The following is a 16,651-nucleotide window of genomic DNA, read 5'->3' as shown; positions in this document are numbered from 1 at the left end:
CTATGCATCCCATGACCGACCTTCGCCTCGATTCCGACGACGCCGCCACGCCCCGCCGCTGGTGGCATGTGGCCGATCGTTTCGGCGCCACGGCGTCGTTCCTGTGCGCGATCCACTGCGCTGCCATGCCGTTCGTGATCGCGCTGCTGCCGGTGATGGGCTTGTCGTTCCTGGCCGATCACCGCTTCGAAACGGGTTTCGTCGGCTTCGCCTGCGTACTGGCGACGCTGGCGCTGGTCTCCGGTTACCGGCGGCACCGCCGGCGCCTGCCGCTGATGCTAGCGCTGCCCGGTCTCGTCCTGCTGGTGGCGGGCGTCACCGTGCTGCACGAAGGCTCGCTGCTGGTGCATAGCGCACTGGTGACCTGCGGGGGTCTGCTGGTGGCCTCGGCGCACTTCGTCAACCTGCGCGTCGACCACGGCGATCATGCGGGGCACCTCCACGGGCCGTCCTGCGTCCACCCGTGATTGTGTAACCGCGGCCCCGGCGCCTAGCCTTCCGCCCATGTCACACGATCACGCCCATCCGCACGACCACGCGCCCGGCCACGCGCCCGGCCACGCGCCCGGCCACGCGCATGACCACGACCATGCGAACGCCGCCGGTGGCAGCGAGCGCAAGTTGTTGTTCGCCTTCGTCCTCACCACGATCATGCTCGTCGTCGAGGCGGCGGGCGGACTGGCCTCCGGTTCGCTGGCCCTGCTGGCCGATGCCGGCCACATGCTGGTGGATGCGCTGGCGTTGCTGCTGGCCTTCCTGGGTGCGCGCTTCGCCGCGCGCCCGGCCGATGCCCGGCGCACCTACGGCTATGGCCGCATCGAGGTGCTGGCCGGGTTCGTCAATGCGCTGACCCAGTTCGCCCTGGTCGCCTTCATCGTGTACGAAGCGGTGATGCGGCTGTTCCATCCGGCGCCCATCCTGTCCGGCATCATGCTGGCGGTCGCGCTGGTGGGCCTGGCCGCCAACGTCATCGTCTTGCGCACCCTCCACGGCCACGACCCCGACGACGTCAACATCGCCGGCGCCAGCCTGCATGTGCTGGGCGACCTGCTGGGTTCCGTGGCGGCCGTCCTGGCCGCGCTGGCCGTGCGCTGGCTGGCCTGGAACTGGGCCGATCCGGTCCTGTCCATCCTGGTCTCCCTGCTGATCCTGCGCAGCGCCTGGTCGCTGGTGCGCCGCTCGGGGCACATCCTGCTGGAGGGCACGCCGGAAGGCGTGGACCTGGCGGAGGTGCAGCGGCAGCTGATGGCGGCGGATCCCGGCATCGTGGATATCCACCACGTGCACATCTGGCAGGTGACCGCCGGCTCGCGCATGGCCACGTTGCATGCGGAACTGGCCCCCGGCACGGACGCGGGCCGGGTGCTGACCGTCATCAAGGCCACCCTCAGCGAGCGCTGGCGGGTCGGCCACGCCACCGTGCAGGTGGATCCCGGCGGCTGCCAGGACGACCGCGAAGGCTGCGGCCAGGACGGCGGCAGCCACGCCCACTGACCCTGCCGCCCAAGGGCGGTGCTTGCCATTTGCGCCGCCGCTGATACGATGGCCGGCCGATCCTCTTCATCATTCCGAATCAAGGAGTTTCCCATGGGCAAGGGCGACCGCCGCACCCGTCGCGGCAAGATCTACCGTTCCAGCTACGGCAATGCCCGTCCGCACGTCGATGTCGTCACCGGCGCTGCCGTGGCCAAGCCGGCTGCCGCTAAGCCTGCCGCCGCCGCTGCCAAGAAGGCCGCGCCGCGCAAGAAGGCGTAAAGCCTGCCTTGCGTGAGACGAAAAACCCCGCTTCGGCGGGGTTTTTCGTTGGTGGGCTGCTCAGTGCCGGCGATGCGGCAGCGCCTCGTACAGCGCCGTGACCGCCTGCCGGCATGCCGTGGCCTCCGCCCGCAGCGAGGGCTCCTGTTCGGCGAGGAACGCGTGCATGAGCGCGAACGAACAGGCTTCGTCCGCCTCGCTGCCGGTGAGCGACCGCGCCCGCTGCAGCGCCGCGCGCGCCATGGCCAGGGCGGCGGTCGGGGTAGGTTCGGGCAGCCAGGGCGGTAGCAGGTCGACCGGCGCCGGCACCATGTGCAGCAGCGGCGTCTCGTAGGGCGACGTGCGATAGATCCACGTGGGGCGGGCTTGCATGCCCGTTATGCCTTGGGTCGGCACCGGGGTCTCGGCGAAATGCACGATGGAGGACGGTGCTTCCGCGACGCTTCGCGACCGGTGCCGTCGCCTGTGCCATCGCCTCGCCAGGCGTACGGCCACGGCCAGGCCGAACAGGCCCAGGCCCATGGCTGCCGCGACCATCCGCCCGCGGCCCTGCCAGGTGCCGTACCTGGGCGCGTCGCGGACGGTGGGTGCCGCGGGTGGCGCCGCGGGGAGCGGCGCGGCTTCGCGTGGACCGGGCGACCGGTCGGGGTGTTCCATGGCATCGAGCATGCGCGATACATCGCGCATCTGCCGGGCGCGACGTGCACGCCGGTCTTCCGGGTCGTCGGCGCCGGCACAGCCCGTGAGCAGACAGACCAGCAGCGTGAGACGGGCGGCAGGCCGCAACATCGACGATCCTCGACAATCAGGGTCGCCAACGCCCGGATGGGCGAAGGGACCGTGATGTTAGAGGGCGTCGCCCCTATGATCGATGGAAGTTTTCTGAAAAATCAGTCGGATGTTGCCCGTGGCGGTCACGCCCGCGGCGACGACAACCGCGCGCCGGCGATCCAGCTTTCGCGCAGCAGCGTGCCGCCGATCCAGTAGCACAGCTCGGGCAGGTGCCTGACGTTCCAGACCGCCAGGTCCGCGCGCTTGCCGACTTCCAGGGTGCCGCGGTCGTCCAGCCCGAGGGCACGGGCGCCGTGTACCGTCGCCCCGCGCAGGGCTTCCTCGGGCGTCAGGCGGAACAGCGTGCAGGCCATGCTCATGGCAATGCGCAGCGACAGCAACGGGGAGGTGCCGGGATTGAGATCGGTGGCCACCGCCATGGCCACGCCGTGTTCGCGAAAACGGGCGATCGGCGGCGGGCGCGTGTCACGCAGCGCGTAGTACGCGCCCGGCAGCAGCACCGCCACGGTGCCGGCCGCGGCCATGGCGCGCACGCCCTCGTCGCTGGTCCACTCCAGGTGATCGGCGGACAGGCCGGCATAGCGGGCGACCAGTGCCGCGCCACCCAGGTCGGACAGCTGCTCGGCATGCAGCTTCACTGGCAGGCCCAGGGCCGCGGCCCGGGCGAACACACGCTCGGTTTCCGCATGCGTGAAACCGATGCCCTCGCAGAAGGCATCCACGGCATCCACCAGGCCTTCGTCGGCCAGCGCGGGCAGCATGCTGTCGCAGACCAGCGCGACGTAGTCGTCGCGGCGGTCCGCATACTCCGGCGGCAGCGCGTGCAGGCCGAGGAAGGTGGTGCGCACGTCGATGCCCAGCGTCTCGCCGATGCGACGGGCGACGCGGAGCATGCGCCGCTCGGCATCGGGCGCCAGGCCATAGCCCGACTTGATTTCCAGGGTGGTCACGCCGTCGGCCAGCAGGGCCTGCGCACGGGGCAGCGACTGGCGCAGCAGTTCGTCCTCATCCGCGGCGCGTGTATCCCGCACGCTGGAAACGATGCCGCCGCCCGCGCGGGCGATCTCCTCGTAGGTCGCGCCCTCCAGCCGTTGCTCGAACTCGCGGGAACGCTCACCGCCGAAGACCAGGTGCGTGTGGCAGTCGACCAGCCCCGGGGTGACCCAATGGCCCGGCAGCGATTCGACCCGGTGGGCGAGCGCATGCGGGTCGCCGGGCAGGGTGGCGCGCGGGCCGGCGAAGGCGATGACGCCGTCCCGCCAGCCTATAGCGCCGTTCTCGATGGCGCCATAGGCCGTGCCGGTCGATGCCAGCGTGGCGAGGCCGACGTCGAGCAGCAGGTGGTCCCAGCGATCGCCCCCGTTCACGGGGCGTGCCCCGCATCCGTAGCCGGCGCTGGCTCGCGGCGCACGCGCTCGGCTTCGTACTGCACGATCAGTGCATCCGCCAGGGCCTTGTAGACCGGCACGCGGCAGACCAGGGCGGAGGTGCCACGCGCCAGCAGGCAGGCGGCCATGATCGGCAGCGCCATCATGTGGTTGGCGGTCAGTTCCAGCGAGATCACCGTGGCCGTAAGGGGCGCCTGGGTCACGCCGGACAGATAGGCGGCCATGCCTAGCAGCACCACGGCCGAGGTGTCCGCGCCCGGCAGCAGGTGAGCGATGTTGCCGCCCAGGCCCGCGCCGACGGCCAGGGCCGGCGAGAAAATGCCACCGGGGATACCTGCCCAGGACGAGGCGATGTTGCCGAGGAACTTGAGTGCACCGAACAGTGGGCCGGTATCGCTGTGGCCCTGCAGGATGTCGCGCGCCTGGGCGTAGCCGGTGCCGTACAGGCCATTGGCGCTCAGCAGGCTCAGCAGCACCAGCGCCAGCCCGCAGGCGGCGGCGAACACGATCGGCTGCCTCGCGCGGAGCCGGCCGACCACGCCGCGCAGGCCCAGGGTGGAGGGAATGATCAGGCGTGCGAACAGACCGCCGGCCAGGCCACCGACGATGCCGGTGAGCAGGACCGCCAGCCATGCGCGACCCAGCGGCAGTGAGGCACTGATGTCGCCGAAATAGGCATAGTTGCCCAGCACGCCCAGCGAGACCACGCCGGCGACGAAGACGGCGGTCAGCAGCGTGCCGCTCATGCGGTGCTCGAAGGTGCCGGACATTTCCTCGATGGCGAACACGATGCCCGCCAGAGGCGTGTTGAACGCCGCGGCCAGGCCGGCGGCGGAGCCGGCGAGGATGAAGCGTCCCGCCGCGGTGGGATCGTCGAACCCGAAGCGGCGCCCCATCGAATAAAGCAGGCCGGCGCCCACGTGCACCGTGGGGCCCTCGCGGCCGACCGACGCGCCGCCGAGCAGCGCCGCCAGCGTCAGCGCCATCTTGCCCAGGGCGACGCGCAGGGCCAGCAGGCGCGTGCGGAAGTCTTCGTCTTCCACCTTCAGGGCCGCGATGGCCTGCGGGATGCCCGAGCCACGCGTCGCCTTCAGCGCCCCCTGGGTGAGCCAGCAGAGCAGGGCGAACATGGGGGGCGTGATAAACAGTGGCACCCACCACCCATGCGACGCCACGCTGTGGAAGAGTTCGAACGCGTAGTCCGCCACCTTGGCGAAAAAGACCGCGGACAGGCCGACCACGATCGCGCCGGTCCAGAACAGCACGCGCCGCCGCCATTGCAGGGGTGAGAGCAGGTCGTGCTGGCGCAGCTTGCGCAGGCGCTGGAAGCGTGGGTGATGCGGAGCGTCCGCGTCGTCGTGGGGAGGCAGGTCGCTCACGGGGTCTCCGGCATGCGCGCCGACGATGTCGCGTGGCGCTCGGGTGGAATGGTCGGGATCATCTTCCCATTATGCGCCCGTGGGCCGGGCCGCCGACAGCGCGACGCCGGTCCGTGGCCGCGGCGCCGCAGCGATATACCATGACGGGACATCTTTCGAGGATTGCCGCCATGTCGCACGCCACGCTTGCCGCCGACTACTTCTGGCACGACCGCGCATGGCGCGCGGGAGGCGACGGCATCGCCGTGGCAAACGGGCGCTTCGCCGACGAAACGGCCGGCCCGCGGGAGCGCGTCGGCCGTTTCGTGCTCCCCGGCATGCCCAACCTGCACTCGCATGCCTTCCAGCGGGCGATGGCCGGCCTGGCCGAGCGGCGTGGCCCGGGCGAGGACAGCTTCTGGACCTGGCGCGAGACGATGTACGCCTTCGCCGAGGCGATCGATCCCGACGACATGAAGGCCATCGCGACCCAGGTCTACGTCGAGATGGTAAAGGCCGGCTATACCCAGGTCTGCGAGTTCCACTACCTGCACCACGGCCCGCGCGGCGTGCCCTACGCCGACCCCGCAGCGATGTCGCTGGCGCTCATCGAGGCGGCTCGCGATGCCGGCATCGGCCTGACACTGCTGCCCGTGCTGTACATGACCGGCGGTTTCGACGGCCGTGCCCTCAACGAGCGCCAGCAGCGTTTCCGTCATGACGTCGGCCAGTACGTCGCCCTGCTGGAACGCCTGGCGCCGTTGCAGGACGACATGCTGCGGATCGGCGTGGCTCTGCATTCGCTGCGGGCCGTACCCGAGGATGCGATGCGGGCCTTGCTGGCCACCGGCGTATGCCGCGACATGCCCATCCATATCCACATCGCCGAGCAGATCGGCGAGGTGCAGGATTGCCTCGCGGCACGGGGGGCACGCCCCGTCGAGTGGTTGCTCGATCATGCCGAGGTGGATGCGCGGTGGACGCTGGTCCACGCCACGCACCTCACCCCGCACGAGACGGACCGCCTGGCGAAGACCGGCGCGGTCGCCGGCCTGTGCCCCACCACCGAGGCCAACCTGGGCGATGGCGTGTTCCCCCTGGGGGCCTTCATCGATGCGGGTGGCACGCTGGGCATCGGCTCGGATTCGCACATCTCGGTCTCGCCAGTGGAAGAACTGCGCTGGCTGGAATACGGCCAGCGCCTCGTCACACGGCATCGCAACGTCGCCGCCCGTCGTCCGGAAGAAAGCGTGGGCACGGTGTTGTGGCAGCGCGCGCTGGACGGCGGCGCGCAGTCGGCCGCAGTGAACGTTGGCCGGCTGACGCGCGGCTCGCGCGCCGACCTGCTCGTGCTGGACGATACCTCGCCGCTGCTGGCGGCCCGCGGCGAAGCCGACGTGATCGACAGTTTCCTGTTCGCCGGCAACACGCCGCTGGTGCGCGACGTCATGGTCGGTGGCCACTGGCGCGTGCGCGACTTCACGCACGTGGCCGAGGCGCGGGCGGCGGAGGCTTACCGTGGTGTCGTCGAGAGGCTGGCCGCCGCGTGAGGGACCGGCCCTGACGGGCATTTCAGCCGGCCGTAGAGGCCTTCGGCCGACGGTTGGTCTTTCGCGGCCGCCTCGGGCGAGGCGTAGATGGACACGGCCAGGTCGCAACGGTTCTCGCGCAGCGTGAAGCGCACCGTGTCCATCCGCGAAGGCGGCTCGTCGTCGAGCCGGCAGGTGCTGTCCCCGGCCAGGCGCAAGGTCAGCCGGTCGTCCTTGCTCTCGATCACCGCGAAGCGCGCGCCGGTACACCCGTGCCAGCTGAGCGCGTTCTTGCCCACACTCAGTAGCCGCAGGCCGGTGAAGGCGTTGCTGTAGGGCTCCCAGTCGCCGAGCAGCCACGCCGGCGCGGCCGCGGGCTGGGGGGCGGTGGAGAGCAGGGCGAGGGCCAGCAGGTTAAGCATGGGAAGACCTGTTTTTGCGGACGTCCAACCATACCCGCACATCTGTCGTAGGAGCGCACGATGTGCGCGATCGGGACGCGTCGGCACGCGATCGACATGCGATCGGCGCGCCTCGACGCACAATCTGCACGATCTGCACGATGGGGATATTCCGCTTCTTCGCTTTTTTGGCTTTTCGCGCACATCGTGCGCTCCTACCTGCGCGTTGTAGAGGCGCGTTGTAGAGGCGCGTTGTAGAGGCGCGTTGTAGAGACGCGTTGTAGAGGCGCGTGGTGGGTGCGCGTTGTAGATGCGCGTGTCAGGCGTGCGTCGGCGTTGAGCGCGGCGGTTACGGGTTGTTGCAATGCGGCGGGGATCGTGGTTTATTCGGGGCATGAGCCGCTTCGCCGCCGATAACGCCAATACCAATAATGCCCGGAACCTCGGGAGGGTCGGCGTGTAGGCGGTTGCAACTGAAACCACCGAATACATCGAAGGCCCGCCCTCACCAGGCGGGCCTTTTTTCGTTCTGTCCGTCCGTAGATGTTCCGCCGTCCGTGTTCGTTCTTCCCAACCATGTCTTAAACCTTGCCAGTCAGGAGCAACACCATGTGTTCGATCTTCGGGATGTTCGGCCTGCAGGCCGGTGACGACCTTGTCGCGCTGCGCCGCGAGGCCATGGCGCTTTCGCAACGCCAGCGCCATCGCGGGCCGGACTGGAGCGGGGTCTATGTCGACGAGGGCGCCATCCTCGTGCATGAGCGACTGGCCATCGTCGATCCGGCCAGCGGCGCGCAACCGCTGCGGTCCCCCGAGGGCGACCTGGCCCTGGCCGTCAACGGCGAGATCTACAACCATCGCGAACTGCGCGCCGCCAGCGATTACCCCTTCACCACCGGCTCGGATTGCGAGGTCATCAACGCGCTGTACCGCGAGCACGGCGCCGATTTCCTGGGCAAGCTCAACGGCATCTTCGCCTTCGCCCTGTGGGATGCGGGGCGCAAGCGGCTGATCGTCGCGCGTGATCCTGTCGGTGTCTGTCCGCTGTATTGGGGACACGATCGTGCCGGGCGCCTGTGCGTCGCCTCCGAGATGAAGTCGCTGGTGGGCGTGTGTGCGGATGTGGCGCCGTTTCCTCCCGGCCATGTCTACGACAGCGAGACCGGGGAGGCGGTGAGCTACTGGACTCCCGCATGGCGCGACTACGATGCCACCGCCGGCAGGACGATCACGCCGAAAGACCTGCGTGCCGCGTTCGAGGCGGCGGTGCACCGCCAGATGATGACCGACGTGCCCTACGGCGTACTGCTGTCCGGCGGGCTGGACTCCTCCTTGGTGGCCGCGGTGGCGGCGGGCTTCGCGCGCCGGCGCATCGAGGAAGACGACCGTGGCGAAGCCTGGTGGCCGCGCCTGCACTCGTTCGCCATCGGCCTGGAAGGCTCGCCGGACCTGAAGGCGGCTGAGGTCGCCGCCGAGGCGCTGGGCACGGTCCACCACGGGTTCCGTTACACCTTCGAGGAGGGCCTGGACGCGCTGCCCGAAGTCATCCGGCATATCGAGACCTACGACGTCACCACCATCCGAGCCTCCACGCCGATGTTCCTGCTGGCCCGCCGGATCAAGGCGATGGGCGTGAAGATGGTGCTCTCCGGCGAAGGCGCGGACGAGATCTTCGGCGGCTACCTGTATTTCCACAAGGCGCCGTCGGCCCGTGCCTTCCACGAGGAAACCGTGCGCAAGCTGGATGCCTTGCACTATTACGACTGCCTGCGCGCGAACAAATCCATGTCGGCCTGGGGCGTCGAGGCACGCGTGCCGTTCCTCGACGTGGCGTTCCTGGACACGGCGATGTCGATCGACGCCGAGGCCAAGATGGTCGCCCGCAAGGGCATCGAGAAAGGCCTGCTGCGCGAGGCGTTCGAGGGCGCATTGCCCGACACCATCCTGTGGCGCCAGAAGGAGCAATTCAGCGACGGCGTCGGCTACGGCTGGATCGACGGACTGAAAGCCCACGCGGAGGCCATGGTCTCCGATCGCGAGTTCGCCGCCGCCGCGTCCCGTTTCCCCACCAACACCCCGGCCACCAAGGAGGCATTCTTCTACCGGAGCATCTTCGAGACGCATTTCCCGGGCGAGGCCTGCGCCGCCACGGTGCCCGGCGGCAAGTCCATCGCCTGTTCGTCCCCGGCCGCCCTGGCCTGGGACCCGGCCTTCGCCGCCGCCGCCGATCCCTCGGGCCGGGCCGTTCGCGGCGTGCACCGGGAGTCGCTGCCGGCCTGAGCCACCCGGCCACCCCTGGCCGCCAACCCGGGGCGGGGGTGTGTAGGAGCGCACGCACGTGCGCGACATATTTTGAGGCCGGCCCTGCAGGCTGGCGCGTACCTGGAGGGTCCGGGACCCCCTTCGCGCACCTGCGTGCGCTCCTACATTTCCTTAGCCTGGAGGGTCCGGGGCAACCCTTCGCGCACGTGCGTGCGCTCCTACACCTCCTTATTTGCTAGGATTGGTCGCTTTAGCCGGCGCCCTCCGCGCCGGATCAGCCAGGCCAGACACACCATGATCGAGACCAATCCGATCCTTGCGCAGATCGCGGACCTCAAGGGCCGCGTCGAGTCGCTTAGGGGGTATCTTTGACTACGCTGTCAAGAAAGAACGCCTAGAAGAAGTCAACCGCGAGCTGGAAAATCCCAAGATCTGGGATGATCCCAAGCGCGCACAGGAGCTCGGCCGCGAACGCGCCCAGCTCGACGGCATCGTCACCGGCATCGAAGAGATGTCCGGCTCGCTCGACGACTCCAACGAATTGCTCGAGATGGCCGCCGCCGATGGCGACGAGGCCACGGTGCAGTCCATCGTCGACGACCTGAAGAAAGTCGACGCCCGCGTGGGCAAGCTCGAATTCCAGCGCATGTTCTCCGGCGAGCTCGACTCGGCGGCGGCCTTCGTCGATGTCCAGGCCGGCGCCGGCGGTACCGAGGCCCAGGACTGGGCGGAAATCCTCCTGCGCATGTACCTGCGCTGGGCGGAGTCGCGTGGCTGGAAGACCGAGATGATGGAAGTCAGCGCGGGTGAAGTCGCGGGCATCAAGTCCGCCACCTTCCGGGTCGAGGGCGACTACGCCTACGGCTGGCTCAAGACCGAGATCGGCGTGCACCGCCTGGTCCGCAAGAGTCCGTTCGACTCCGACAACCGCCGGCATACCAGCTTCACCTCGGTATTCGTCTCGCCGGAAGTCGACGACAACATCGAGATCGACATCAATCCGGCCGACCTGCGTACGGACGTCTACCGGTCGTCGGGCGCCGGCGGCCAGCACGTCAACAAGACCGAGTCGGCGGTGCGTATCACCCACGTGCCGACCAACACGGTCGTGGCCTGCCAGACCGAGCGCAGCCAGCATGCCAACCGCGACCGCGCGATGAAGATGCTGAAAGCCAAGCTGTACGAGCTGGAAGTGCAGAAGCGCAACGCGGAGAAGGACGCCCTGGAAGCCACCAAGTCCGACATCGGCTGGGGCAGCCAGATCCGCAACTACGTGCTCGACCAGTCCCGCATCAAGGACCTGCGCACGGGCATCGAACGCTCCGACACGCAGAAGGTGCTCGATGGCGACCTCGACGAATTCGTCGAGGCCAGCCTGAAGTCCGGCCTCGAAGCCGGTTCCAAGCGCATCGACGCCTGATCCCACCGGGGGCGCATGGGCGCCCCCGTCTTCCTCCGTAACCATCAGCGAAGCCATGACTGACGATACCCGCGACGAGACACCCGGCAGCGACGAGAACCGCCTCATCGCCGAGCGCCGCGAGAAACTGAAAGCGCTGCGTGCGCAGGGCATCGCCTATCCCAACGACTTCAAGGTCGACAGCTTCGCGGGTGACCTGCAGGACGAATTCGCCGACAAGGACACCTGGACGGCCGAAGCCATCGAGGCCGCGCCGCGTCGGGTCGCCGTGGCCGGTCGCATCATCCTCATGCGTGGGCAGGGCAAGGTCAGCTTCGTGCAGATGCAGGACGGCACCGGCCGCATTCAGCTGTTCGTCCACCAGGGCACCGTGGGCGAAGAGGGCTACAACACCTTCAAGCGCTGGGACCTGGGCGATATCGTGGGCGCCGAAGGCGTGCTGATGCGGACCAAGACCGGCGAGCTGTCGATCAAGGTCGAGACCGTCCGCCTGCTGACCAAGTCGCTGCGCGGCCTGCCGGACAAGCACCACGGCCTGGCCGACGTGGAGCAGCGCTATCGCCAGCGCTATGTGGACCTGATCGTCACCGAGGAGTCGCGCCGCACCTTCGCGCTGCGCTCGAAGATCATCAGCCACGTGCGCCGCTGGCTGGAAGCCGAACCGCGCCGCTTCATGGAAGTGGAAACCCCGATGATGCACGTGATCCCGGGCGGTGCCACCGCGCGTCCGTTCACCACGCATCACAACGCGCTGGATATCCCGCTGTTCCTGCGCGTGGCGCCGGAGTTGTACCTCAAGCGCCTGGTGGTCGGCGGCTTCGACCGCGTCTACGAGATCAACCGCAATTTCCGCAACGAGGGTGTGTCCACGCGGCACAACCCCGAGTTCACGATGCTCGAGCTGTACCAGGCGTATGCCACGTACCACGAGATCATGGACCTCACCGAGGGCATGATCCGCACGGCGGCCACCGAGGTCATCGGCAACACGGTAATCGAGTGGGATGGCGCCTCCGTCGACGTGGGCCCGGCCTTCCGCCGCTGGCGCATGGAAGACGCCGTGCTGGAACTGAACCCCGAGATCAAGCCGGCCGACCTGCGCGACCGCGCCGCCATGGCCGCGCACGCCGCGCGCCTGAAGATCCAGGTGAAGCCGTCGTACGGCTGGGGCAAGCTGCTGCTGGAGATCTTCGAGGCCACCGTGGAGCACACGCTGATCCAGCCCACCTTCATCACCGACCACCCGGTGGAGGTCTCGCCGCTGGCCCGCGAGAGCGATACCGACAAGGGCATCACCGATCGCTTCGAGCTGTTCATCAACGGCAAGGAGATCGCCAACGGCTTTTCGGAGCTCAACGACTCCGAAGACCAGGCCGCGCGCTTCCAGGCCCAGGTGGACGCCAAGGATGCCGGCGACGACGAGGCCATGCACTACGATGCCGACTACATCCGCGCGCTGGAGGTGGGCCTGCCGCCCACCGGTGGCCTCGGCGTCGGCATCGATCGCCTCGTCATGCTGCTGACCGGCTCGTCGTCCATCCGCGACGTGCTGCTGTTCCCGACCATGCGCCCCGAGGCCTGACCGGCTTCGCCCACGGAGACACCCCATGTTCTACGCCATTGTCGCGCTCGACCACCCGAATTCGCTGGAAAAGCGCCTTGCCGCGCGCCCGGCGCACCTTGCACGCCTGAATGCCCTGAAAGACGAAGGCCGCCTCAAGCTGGCCGGCCCGTTCCCGGCCATCGACGCGAACGACCCGGGCGAGGCCGGCTACACCGGCAGCATGATCGTGGCGGAGTTCACCGACCTGGCCGCCGCCGAGGCCTGGGCCAAGGCCGATCCGTACGTCGAGGCTGGCGTTTACCGCGATGTCAGCGTGCGGCCGTTCCGCGCCGTGCTGCCGTGACGGTCGAAAAGGTCGAGCGAATCCGGGCCCTGCTGACCGCGGCGCTGGCCCCGGTGGAGCTGGACGTGATCGACGAGGGCCACAAGCACGCCGGGCACGCGGGTGAGGGCAGGGGGCACTTCTTCGCCCGCATCGTCAGCCCGGCCTTTGCCGGCACCAACCCCATCCAGCGCCATCGCATGGTCTATGCCGCCCTTGCCGAGATGATGCCCGACGGCATCCACGCGCTGGCGATCGAGGCCAGGGCCCCCGGCGAATAAGCCAAAGTCGCTACACTCCCGGTTATCGGTTGTAGGAGCTCGCGGCCGCGTCCCCACGGAAACCATCATGCGTCTGACCACGATCAAGCTGGCGGGATTCAAGTCGTTCGTCGACCCCACCACGCTGCACCTGCCCACCAACATGACCGGCGTCGTCGGGCCGAACGGCTGCGGCAAGTCCAACATCATCGACGCCATCCGCTGGGTCATGGGCGAGTCCGCGGCAAGCCGCCTGCGCGGCGACTCGCTCACCGACGTCATCTTCTCCGGCTCCAGCGCGCGCAAGCCCGTCGGCCAGGCTGCGGTCGAACTCATCTTCGACAACAGCGACGGCACCATCCAGGGCGAGTACGCCAGCTTCGCCGAGATCTCGGTCAAGCGCATCGTCAGCCGCGACGGCCAGTCGTCCTATCACCTCAATGGCGCGCGCTGCCGCCGGCGCGACATCACCGATCTCTTCCTGGGTACCGGCCTGGGCCCGCGGTCCTACTCGATCATCGAGCAGGGCATGATCAGCCAGATCATCGAGGCGGCCCCCGAAGAATTGCGCACGCACCTGGAGGAAGCCGCCGGCATCTCCAAGTACAAGGAGCGTCGCAAGGAAACCGAGAGCCGCATCAAGGCCACGCGCGAGAACCTCGACCGCGTGCGCGACGTGCGCGACGAGGTCGACAAGCAGCTGGACCACCTGAACCGGCAGGCCCGCGCGGCCGAGCGCTGGAAGGCCTTCAAGGAAGAACACACCCGCCGTGAGGCCGAGCTGCGCGCGCTGGAATACCGCACGCTGCACCGGCGCCACGAGGGCGAGGGCTCCGGCCTGCGCGAGGCCGAACTCGAAATCGAGAAGCACCTGGCCGGGCAGCGCCAGGTGGAAGCCCAGATGGAAAGCGTGCGCGAGCGTCACCAGGGCGCCAGCGAGCACCTGAACCAGGTGCAGGCCGAGGTGTACAAGGTGGGCGCGGAAATCGCCCGCGTCGAGCAACAGGTGCGCCACAACCGCGACCTGAGCGAGCGGCTGACCCGCGCCCGCGCGGATGCCGAGCGCGAATTCGAGGAACTGCAGGGCCATATCGGTGCCGACCGCGAGCAGGTGGAAACCCTGCGCATGGCGCTGGCCGAGGGCGAGCCGAAGCTCGAATCGCTGCAGCAGATGCAGGATGAAACGAGCGACGCCATGCGTGCCACCGAGGCGAAGCTGGCCGACTGGCAGCAGCGCTGGGACACGCATACCCGCGGCGCATCGGAATCCAGCCGCGCGGCCGAGGTGGAGCGGACCAAGCTCGCCTACCTCGACCGGCAGACGGTCGACCTGTCGCGCCGCAAGGACGCCCTGGAGACCGAACAACGCGCCACGGACATCGCTGCCCTCGACGCCGCGGCGGAACAGCTCGATACCGAACACGACACGCAGCGCGAGCGCGTGGAGCACCTGGGCGGCGTGCTCGACCAGCACAAGGTGGTCTACGAGCGCGTGCTGGACGAAGAGCGCCAGGTGCAGACCGCGCTGAACGACGGTCGTCAGCAGTTGCAGACCGCGCGCGGCCGCCAGGCCTCGCTCGAAGCCCTGCAGAGCGCCGCGCTGGGCCAGGAGGAAACCGCCGCCAGCGGCTGGCTGGCGCGCCTGGGGCTGGATCGCTCGCGCCGCCTGGGCGAGTCGCTGCAGGTGGATGCCGGCTACGAATCGGCCGTGGAAACCGTGCTGGCGGGCCTGCTCGACGGCGTGCTGGTGGATGCGCCGGAAGCGCTGGTGCCCGAATTCGAGGCGCTGGGCCAGGCTGATGTCGCCTTGTTCGCCCGGGAAGACGGTGTCGCCGGGCCGGCCGGCACGCTGGCCGAGCACGTGCGTGGCCCCGTGGCCGCCATGGCCTTGCTCGCCCGAGTCATGGTCGCGGAATCGGCCGAGGCCGCCGCCGCGCGCGTGGCCACGCTGCAGCCGCACCAGTCGGTCATCACCCGTGATGGCGCCTGGATGGGTCCGGGCTGGGCGCGCATCCTGCGCGCGCAGGGCAACCAGGTGGGCGTGCTGGCGCGCGAGCGCGAGATCCGCCAGCTGGCCGGCCAGATCGAAACCCTCGAGGCCACGATCGACGAGCGCACCGAGCAACTGGAAGCGTTGCGCGCCAGCAAGTTCGAGACCGAGCGCCAGCGCGACGACGCGCAGCGCGATCTCTACGCGGCGCACCGTCGGTTGTCCGAACTGGCCGGGCAGTTGCAGAGCCACCGCGGCAAAATGGAGACGGCCCGTGCGCGCGCCGAGAAGGTCGGCGGCGAAATATCGGTCATCGTGGACCAGCTGGACGAACTGCAGGGCCAGACCCGCGATGCCCGCGCCCGCCTCGACGAGGCCGTGGGCCTCATGGGCGATCGCGAGGACGAGCGCCGCGGGCTGGAAAACGAGCGCCGCGAGCTGCTGGAGGCACGCGAGGAAGCGCGCATCAACGCGCGCGAAGCCGCCGACCAGTCGCACCAGCTGGCCCTCAGCATGGAATCCAAGCGCTCCGCCCTCGGCTCGCTGGAGCAGGCGCTGGCCCGCCTGGATACGCAGCTGCGCCAGGTCGTGGCCCGGCGGGACGAAATCGACCAGCAGCTGGCCGCGGGCTCCGATCCCATCGCGGAGCTGGAAGCCGAGCGGCAGACCTACCTCGACCAGCGCCTGTTGGTCGATCGCCAGCTGGTGGAGGCACGCCGTGCGCTGGAAGACTGCGACGCGGAGTTCCGCCGCCTCGAGCAGGAGCGCCAGCGCGTCGAACACGTGCTGGGCCAGGTGCGCGAAAGCGTGTCCGAAAAGCGCCTGGCGGCGCAGGCACTGCAGCTGCGAGCGGAACAGCTCGCCGAGGCCATCGTCGCCTCTGGTCTCGAACTCGATGCCCTGCTCACCGAATTGCCCGAGGACGCGGAACCGGCGCGCTGGCAGCAGCAGCTGGTCGACCTGTCCGGCAAGATCGCCCGCCTGGAGCCGGTCAACCTGGCCGCCATCCAGGAGCACGCCGAGCAGTCGCAGCGCAAGGAATACCTCGACGCGCAGCTGCTGGACCTGACCAGCGCGATGGAAACTTTGGAAGGCGCGATCAAGAAGATCGACCGCGAAACCCGCCAGCGTTTCAAGGAAACCTTCGACCGGGTCAACGCGGGCGTGCAGGAGCTTTTCCCGCGCCTGTTCGGCGGCGGCCACGCGTATCTCGAACTCACCGGCGACGACCTGCTGGACACCGGCGTGTCGATCATGGCCCGCCCCCCCGGCAAGCGCGTGTCCAACATCACCTTGCTGTCCGGCGGCGAGAAAGCGCTTACCGCGGTCTCGCTGGTGTTTGCCATCTTCGGTCTCAATCCCGCACCGTTCTGCCTGCTGGACGAGGTGGACGCGCCGCTGGACGAAGCCAACGTCGGTCGCTTCTCGGCCATGGTTCGTGAAATGAGCGAGAAGGTGCAATTCATTTTCGTCAGCCACAACAAGGCCACCATGGAGGCCGCGCATCAGCTGTGCGGCGTTACCATGCGCGAGCCGGGTGTCTCCCGCCTCGTCCAGGTGGACCTGGCCGAGGCGTCCAAGCTCGTCGGCGTCGCCTAAGTACCGTTCTT

At 68.8% G+C, this 16,651-nt stretch carries 14 protein-coding genes; 10 read left to right on the top strand and 4 right to left on the bottom strand.

All coding sequences use genetic code 11. From position 1 onward, the window contains the following. The first annotated feature begins 11 nt into the window (after nucleotides 1–11). From QRN34_RS01145 to QRN34_RS01135, 3 genes are all read left to right on the top strand, one after another. Nucleotides 12–467 carry a MerC domain-containing protein gene (locus QRN34_RS01145; RefSeq protein ID WP_285401355.1) on the top strand — a complete coding sequence of 152 codons (456 nt, stop codon included), beginning with the start codon at nucleotides 12–14 and terminating at the stop codon, nucleotides 465–467. A gap of 37 nt (nucleotides 468–504) precedes the next feature. After that, nucleotides 505–1,494: a cation diffusion facilitator family transporter gene (locus QRN34_RS01140; protein WP_285401252.1), complete on the top strand. Its 990-nt coding sequence runs from the start codon at nucleotides 505–507 to the stop codon at nucleotides 1,492–1,494. A gap of 93 nt (nucleotides 1,495–1,587) precedes the next feature. Next, nucleotides 1,588–1,755, top strand: coding sequence for a 30S ribosomal protein THX (locus QRN34_RS01135; protein WP_081916503.1), 168 nt, complete (start codon nucleotides 1,588–1,590; stop codon nucleotides 1,753–1,755). 60 nt (nucleotides 1,756–1,815) lie between these two features. Here QRN34_RS01135 and QRN34_RS01130 read toward each other — a convergent pair whose 3' ends face one another. The 3 genes from QRN34_RS01130 to QRN34_RS01120 form a co-directional block, all read right to left on the bottom strand. Further along, entirely contained in the window at nucleotides 1,816–2,544 is a 729-nt protein-coding gene (locus QRN34_RS01130; RefSeq protein WP_285401247.1) for a hypothetical protein, read from the bottom strand. Nucleotides 2,545–2,669: 125 nt separating this feature from the next. Next, the gene (hutI, locus tag QRN34_RS01125) at nucleotides 2,670–3,914 is read right to left on the bottom strand and encodes an imidazolonepropionase (protein ID WP_285401245.1); all 1,245 of its coding nucleotides are present in this window, start codon (nucleotides 3,912–3,914) and stop codon (nucleotides 2,670–2,672) included. Beyond that, nucleotides 3,911–5,254 (bottom strand): chloride channel protein, encoded by a 1,344-nt coding sequence (locus tag QRN34_RS01120; RefSeq protein WP_345782876.1) that lies wholly within the window; start codon nucleotides 5,252–5,254, stop codon nucleotides 3,911–3,913. Before QRN34_RS01120 ends, hutI begins: the two co-directional genes overlap by 4 nt. Before the next feature lie 230 nt (nucleotides 5,255–5,484). Here QRN34_RS01120 and QRN34_RS01115 point away from each other — a divergent pair, with 230 nt between their 5' ends. Further along, nucleotides 5,485–6,843 carry a formimidoylglutamate deiminase gene (locus QRN34_RS01115; protein WP_285401243.1) on the top strand — a complete coding sequence of 453 codons (1,359 nt, stop codon included), beginning with the start codon at nucleotides 5,485–5,487 and terminating at the stop codon, nucleotides 6,841–6,843. On the opposite strand, the gene QRN34_RS01110 is transcribed toward QRN34_RS01115, so the two are convergent. Beyond that, on the bottom strand, nucleotides 6,807–7,244 hold the full coding sequence (locus tag QRN34_RS01110; RefSeq protein WP_285401241.1) for a hypothetical protein: 438 nt from the start codon (nucleotides 7,242–7,244) through the stop codon (nucleotides 6,807–6,809). The two genes, QRN34_RS01115 and QRN34_RS01110, sit on opposite strands and share 37 nt — an antisense overlap. Before the next feature lie 588 nt (nucleotides 7,245–7,832). Between QRN34_RS01110 and asnB the strand changes: the two genes are divergently transcribed. The 6 genes from asnB to smc all read left to right on the top strand — a co-directional run bounded on the left by asnB (nucleotide 7,833) and on the right by smc (nucleotide 16,640). Further along, nucleotides 7,833–9,503 carry an asparagine synthase B gene (gene asnB / locus QRN34_RS01105; protein WP_285401239.1) on the top strand — a complete coding sequence of 557 codons (1,671 nt, stop codon included), beginning with the start codon at nucleotides 7,833–7,835 and terminating at the stop codon, nucleotides 9,501–9,503. Nucleotides 9,504–9,779: 276 nt separating this feature from the next. Beyond that, a protein-coding gene (gene prfB, locus QRN34_RS01100; RefSeq protein WP_285401237.1) for a peptide chain release factor 2 occupies nucleotides 9,780–10,905 on the top strand; the annotation gives its coding sequence in 2 pieces (ribosomal slippage) (nucleotides 9,780–9,854 and nucleotides 9,856–10,905; 1,125 coding nt in all). A gap of 55 nt (nucleotides 10,906–10,960) precedes the next feature. After that, a complete protein-coding gene (lysS, locus tag QRN34_RS01095) occupies nucleotides 10,961–12,487 on the top strand; it encodes a lysine--tRNA ligase (protein ID WP_285401235.1) in 1,527 nt (508 codons plus the stop codon). Between the two features lie 25 nt (nucleotides 12,488–12,512). Next, entirely contained in the window at nucleotides 12,513–12,812 is a 300-nt protein-coding gene (locus tag QRN34_RS01090) for a YciI family protein (RefSeq protein ID WP_036140774.1), read from the top strand. Further along, complete coding sequence (locus QRN34_RS01085) at nucleotides 12,809–13,072, top strand: BolA family protein (protein WP_285401232.1); 264 nt, start codon at nucleotides 12,809–12,811, stop codon at nucleotides 13,070–13,072. Before QRN34_RS01090 ends, QRN34_RS01085 begins: the two co-directional genes overlap by 4 nt. Nucleotides 13,073–13,139: 67 nt before the next feature. After that, the gene (gene smc, locus QRN34_RS01080) at nucleotides 13,140–16,640 is read left to right on the top strand and encodes a chromosome segregation protein SMC (RefSeq protein WP_285401231.1); all 3,501 of its coding nucleotides are present in this window, start codon (nucleotides 13,140–13,142) and stop codon (nucleotides 16,638–16,640) included. Nucleotides 16,641–16,651 lie beyond the last annotated feature (11 nt).

The organism is Luteibacter sp. ME-Dv--P-043b (genome assembly GCF_030209605.1).
Taxonomy (GTDB): Bacteria; Pseudomonadota; Gammaproteobacteria; order Xanthomonadales; family Rhodanobacteraceae; genus Luteibacter.
The sequence above is the reverse complement of the archived record's forward strand: the minus strand, read 5'-3'. Positions and strand labels throughout refer to the sequence as shown.

Coding starts and splice junctions, on each gene's coding strand:
- QRN34_RS01140 (WP_285401252.1), top strand. CDS start 505: ATGTCACACGATCACGCCCATCCGCACGACCACGCGCCCGGCCACGCG.
- asnB (WP_285401239.1), top strand. CDS start 7,833: ATGTGTTCGATCTTCGGGATGTTCGGCCTGCAGGCCGGTGACGACCTT.
- QRN34_RS01090 (WP_036140774.1), top strand. CDS start 12,513: ATGTTCTACGCCATTGTCGCGCTCGACCACCCGAATTCGCTGGAAAAG.
- QRN34_RS01130 (WP_285401247.1), bottom strand. CDS start 2,544: ATGTTGCGGCCTGCCGCCCGTCTCACGCTGCTGGTCTGTCTGCTCACG.
- QRN34_RS01115 (WP_285401243.1), top strand. CDS start 5,485: ATGTCGCACGCCACGCTTGCCGCCGACTACTTCTGGCACGACCGCGCA.
- QRN34_RS01145 (WP_285401355.1), top strand. CDS start 12: ATGACCGACCTTCGCCTCGATTCCGACGACGCCGCCACGCCCCGCCGC.
- lysS (WP_285401235.1), top strand. CDS start 10,961: ATGACTGACGATACCCGCGACGAGACACCCGGCAGCGACGAGAACCGC.
- QRN34_RS01135 (WP_081916503.1), top strand. CDS start 1,588: ATGGGCAAGGGCGACCGCCGCACCCGTCGCGGCAAGATCTACCGTTCC.
- QRN34_RS01110 (WP_285401241.1), bottom strand. CDS start 7,244: ATGCTTAACCTGCTGGCCCTCGCCCTGCTCTCCACCGCCCCCCAGCCC.
- smc (WP_285401231.1), top strand. CDS start 13,140: ATGCGTCTGACCACGATCAAGCTGGCGGGATTCAAGTCGTTCGTCGAC.